This window comes from Sphingobacterium gobiense, from assembly GCF_002980575.1.
GTDB classification, from domain to species: domain Bacteria; phylum Bacteroidota; class Bacteroidia; order Sphingobacteriales; family Sphingobacteriaceae; genus Sphingobacterium; species Sphingobacterium gobiense.
In genome coordinates this window covers 1-269 of record NZ_PVBS01000017.1, presented here as the reverse complement: position 1 = coordinate 269, position 269 = coordinate 1, and the positions used below count along the sequence as shown (strand labels likewise).

Genomic DNA, 269 nt, shown 5'->3' with positions numbered 1-269 from the left:
AGGGGGTCAACGGTTCGAATCCGTTATTCTCCACTTTCGTTCCCCTATTTAGGGGGATGTAACGTTCTTTGACATATTGGGAAAAAGAGAAGACACAAGAGAAGACAGAGGAAGTCCTCGGGCGGTTAATGCCGTCAGGGGACGGAGGCAGTCCGTCTGCCAGGCAAAAGGGGCAGCGGACGGAAGAAAGTAAATAAGGGCACACGGGGGATGCCTAGGCTCCCAGAGGCGAAGAAGGACGCGACAAGCTGCGATAAGCCGCGGGGATC

The 269-nt window shown here is 55.0% G+C and carries 1 rRNA gene; it reads left to right on the top strand.

Annotated elements, in window-relative coordinates:
* Window positions 1-183: 183 nt before the first annotated feature.
* Window positions 184-269: ribosomal RNA gene (locus tag C5749_RS19400) — 23S ribosomal RNA — on the top strand; the annotation flags it as partial.